Raw genomic sequence first — 3,590 nt, forward strand, 5'->3', positions numbered from 1 at the left:
TTTTAATTCGATCCCCTCCTGTTGAGTTAGGGTCGGAAATAGTAAGATACTCCATATTTATACTCCTTAAATTTACAGATTCTTCCATAAAGGTAGCAGAGGCAAGTAAAGGCATAAAACATAAGCCACCTTTACTATCTTTTGATATTTCAATATCTCCAGTAATAGGAGGACTATGTGCACGGTTATCAAAAATGCAGCCAGATATACCAAGCGATATCAATAAAATGATTGGATTTAAAAAGTAATATGAAAAATTATTCATGAATTTAGTCATATCTTTTAATACCTTTTGAAAAAAACATTGTAAAAAGTTCACAACCAAAGTAAATAACAACTATTTCTTAATCACTGTATCTACTACTATTGAATAATGAGCTAAATATGCTTCACTACGATTAGTAGCTCTTTGCTTAACTTTATCAATAAGTCTATTCTTCATAGCCCAATAATCCGCAACAATAGAAGCTTGCTGTTCTATCTCATAATCAAGTAGATTTTTGCTTTGATCAAGTTTATATACGTACGCACCATCTCCTAATCCAATTTTACTTGGGAATTCAAAAAACAGTTGCTCGCCAATAGCACGTAAGGCAACAGTTTGACCATTCTGATACTGCCATACATGGGTCATTTCATGTATAAAGAAATGCTTGCTGGCGGCGTCTGAAGCTAGAGAAAAGTCCTTTTCATGTGCTTTTGGCGCAAAATATATATCACCTGCACGGGCAACAGGTGAACCATCCACTATATAGGACGGGTCACCAGTGATAATAGTGACAACCTTTTTGCACTTCTTACAGACGACTTTGTCCCCTTTACGAGCGACAGGAATGCCATAATGAGTGGTTTGTAAAGAGCTGGTGATGACCGTACCGCCATTGGTAAAGCCTTATATTCAAAGCCAGATTTGGGTCAGTACGTCACGGAAGTCAAATCTATTTTAGATGGTTTGGTGGAGTGATGAGGTTGTTAAACACTTTATAAATTAGTGGCTGTATGAGCTAAAAACTGTTGGCTCATACAGCTTTTATTATTATTGGCTCATATTTTCAAGATCACCCAATGTAAGACCAGTTTCTTGAGTGCTGTAGATAGTGATACCAGTATCGTCAATTTTATTATTCATGACTAATCTACCGATGCGATTACTGGCTGCTTGATTGCCTTGATCTGCTGCTTTTTTGTACCATTCAAAAGCTTTATCATAATCTTGCGGTACACCATAACCGTTCTCATAAAGACCACCGATGTTAAGTTGTGCTACATCTACCCCTTGATCAGCGGCTTTGGTATACCACTCTAAAGCCTTACTATAGTCTTGCGGTACGCCGTAGCCGTTTTCATAAAAAGTGCCAAGGTTATTTTGGGCATCAAAATCTCCATTATCAGCTGTTAACAAATACCACTCTATTGCTTTTTCATAGTTTTGATCAATGCCTACGCCATTGTCGTACATAACACTAAAATTAAATTGAGCATCAGAGTACTTCTGGTTAGCAGCTTTTTGAAACAGCTCAAAAGCTTTTTCATAGCTCTGAGGAACTGACTATATGATGCAAACTATCAATTTTTTTCACAACTAAAATTATCATTTGGTGTGCGAATTTCCCATCCATTATCTCCAAGTTGGAGTAATTCTTTTTTATCTTCAATAAAACAACAAGCGATCATTTGTGATTGCGGCTGTATCTCACACTCTTCACCTTGGTAGAGTAATTTTTTTGTAGATAAACCACCACCAATAAGAGCATCTATAGCTTTATTACCAGAAGACTCTATTTCAAATACACCTTCTATACCATTCAATCCATAGTCACGAAAATATAGAGAACCATTATTATAGTTTAGTACGTCTTTTTTATTATTATAGTGAACAGACTGACGATTTACATAAGGGAAGTAAGTGTTATCCTTATATAATGTTGCTTTATTATCAATATAGTCAGAGAGTAGTTTGCCGTTTTGATAGATAAGTAGGGAGTTAGGCTCTTCGGGTTTGAATAATATCTGATATCCATTAACTTCTACCATGCTGTAGCCAACATAATTGCTTTTATTGCTTGAGATTACGGCAGCTTCATCTGCTGCTTGAATAATTTTTTTATTAAAATTTTGGCTCTTATTGAGACTTCTTAAATCAACCTGCGTTATAAGTTCTAGACTGTCTTTAGTTTGAGGTAAAGAGCTATTACAACCATTAATTATTGTTGTTATAGTTATTAGCGACATTATTTTAGCTACAGATAAAAATCTAATGGTCATTTGTTATACCTTTTTTAAATTGACTTTTTATATTCATAAATAGTTTTCTTACGTGTAGCCGTTATCAAAAATTAATAGAGCTTACATTTCATACCTTCGCTTTTTAAAGCTGTTTCGAAATCTGGATATTTTTCCCAGTTAATTGTAGATAAACAGTCCGAAAGTTTTTGGTTGTTAAAGCTGTAATGATTTCCTGTTTGCATATACTCATCATAATCTTTTCTCAATATTGCGGTACCTGCACTCAAAATAGCAACACCACCTGCAAGAGCACCTGTACCAGTGGCTACTGTAGCTCCTTGTGGACCCGTTAAATACTTTGCTTGAGCAGCATTTGATGCTGTATCAACTACATTGCCTTTTTGCTCTGAGTAACTGCTTTTCTTTATACATTGTGTTTCTAAGGTAGGTACGCCATCTTCGACTGAAACTACCTTCGTGTATGGCCAGGCTTTTATGCCTGTTAAGCATAAGAATGTATCTTTAATTCCTTCAGGGTATTTAGACATTTTATTATCACCTTTATTTTTTATGAAAATATAATAATTTGACTTGTAAATAGAATTTTGATTCACAGTCGCTGTATTGGATGCATTTAATATAATGTCTTCCATTGCTCAATTTCATCTTCTGTAATCAGATGAACGACTATTTCTTCAGGTTCATCTGTAATGAACTCTTCCGTATAGCCTTGCTCATCTGTTGTGCCTTCTCTCAGTTCTTGAGTGTTTGGAAAAAATGCTATGTAAGGTGAATTAGAGTAAGGATCACCATACTCGTCTTCAAACAAAATCTTCTTTTTATATTTACTAACAGCTTTATCTTCAAGAGAAAAAAAGCTCGCTGAATCCGACTTCGCAAACTGCAAAGGTTCTGCCTGTGCAATACTACCCACATCAAAACCCGACTCCGAAAATGCTTGTTGACTAGCAATCAGTTTTGAGCCGCAGCTGGTCATATCACCTACACGGGCAACTGGCGCACCATCCACTATATAGGATGGGTCACCCGTGATAATAGTGACAACCTTTTTGCATTTCTTACAGACGACCTTGTCGCCCTTCCGAGCGATAGGAATACCATAATGAGTGGTTTGCGGAGAGCCAGTGATGACTGTTCCATCACCGATAAAAGCCTTATATTTGAAGCCAGATTTGGAATGATTAATTATTAAAATCTCTCAAATTCCTTACTGAATTAGAACTCATACTCAAATGTCATTCACTAGGCTTCTATTAGAAAAAAAATTATATATAAAATATAATATTGTTGTTACTAATATAGCAATATCGAATTTTAATGTGACAAAAAGATGAACTATTATT

At 35.3% G+C, this 3,590-nt stretch carries 5 protein-coding genes and 2 pseudogenes; all 7 read right to left on the minus strand.

Features of this window, described 5'->3' with window-relative positions; all coding sequences use genetic code 11:
* Window positions 1-265 (minus strand): hypothetical protein (locus tag ACT3SX_RS14385; RefSeq protein WP_444518878.1); only part of this gene is annotated, 265 nt, incomplete at its 3' end.
* Between the two features lie 72 nt (window positions 266-337).
* Window positions 338-874: pseudogene (locus ACT3SX_RS14390) on the minus strand (PAAR domain-containing protein); the annotation flags it as partial.
* Between the two features lie 162 nt (window positions 875-1,036).
* Entirely contained in the window at window positions 1,037-1,402 is a 366-nt protein-coding gene (locus ACT3SX_RS14395) for a tetratricopeptide repeat protein (RefSeq protein ID WP_225739337.1), read from the minus strand.
* Window positions 1,391-1,546: pseudogene (locus ACT3SX_RS14400) on the minus strand (tetratricopeptide repeat protein); the annotation flags it as partial. The pseudogene ACT3SX_RS14400 and the gene ACT3SX_RS14395, both read right to left, overlap by 12 nt.
* A 20-nt stretch (window positions 1,547-1,566) precedes the next feature.
* A complete protein-coding gene (locus ACT3SX_RS14405; RefSeq protein WP_192520746.1) occupies window positions 1,567-2,265 on the minus strand; it encodes a hypothetical protein in 699 nt (232 codons plus the stop codon).
* Window positions 2,266-2,336: 71 nt separating this feature from the next.
* Entirely contained in the window at window positions 2,337-2,879 is a 543-nt protein-coding gene (locus ACT3SX_RS14410) for a hypothetical protein (protein ID WP_192520745.1), read from the minus strand.
* Window positions 2,861-3,442: a PAAR domain-containing protein gene (locus ACT3SX_RS14415; RefSeq protein ID WP_192520751.1), complete on the minus strand. Its 582-nt coding sequence runs from the start codon at window positions 3,440-3,442 to the stop codon at window positions 2,861-2,863. The genes ACT3SX_RS14410 and ACT3SX_RS14415 overlap by 19 nt, the downstream gene beginning before the upstream one ends.
* Window positions 3,443-3,590: the final 148 nt, after the last annotated feature.

The organism is Psychrobacter sp. AOP31-B2-9, from assembly GCF_052378005.1.
GTDB lineage: Bacteria > Pseudomonadota > Gammaproteobacteria > Pseudomonadales > Moraxellaceae > Psychrobacter.

Bases quoted from the DNA above. Each gene is read 5' to 3' on its own strand.
- ACT3SX_RS14410 (WP_192520745.1), bottom strand. From the start codon at position 2,879: ATGGAAGACATTATATTAAATGCATCCAATACAGCGACTGTGAATCAA.
- ACT3SX_RS14405 (WP_192520746.1), bottom strand. From the start codon at position 2,265: ATGACCATTAGATTTTTATCTGTAGCTAAAATAATGTCGCTAATAACT.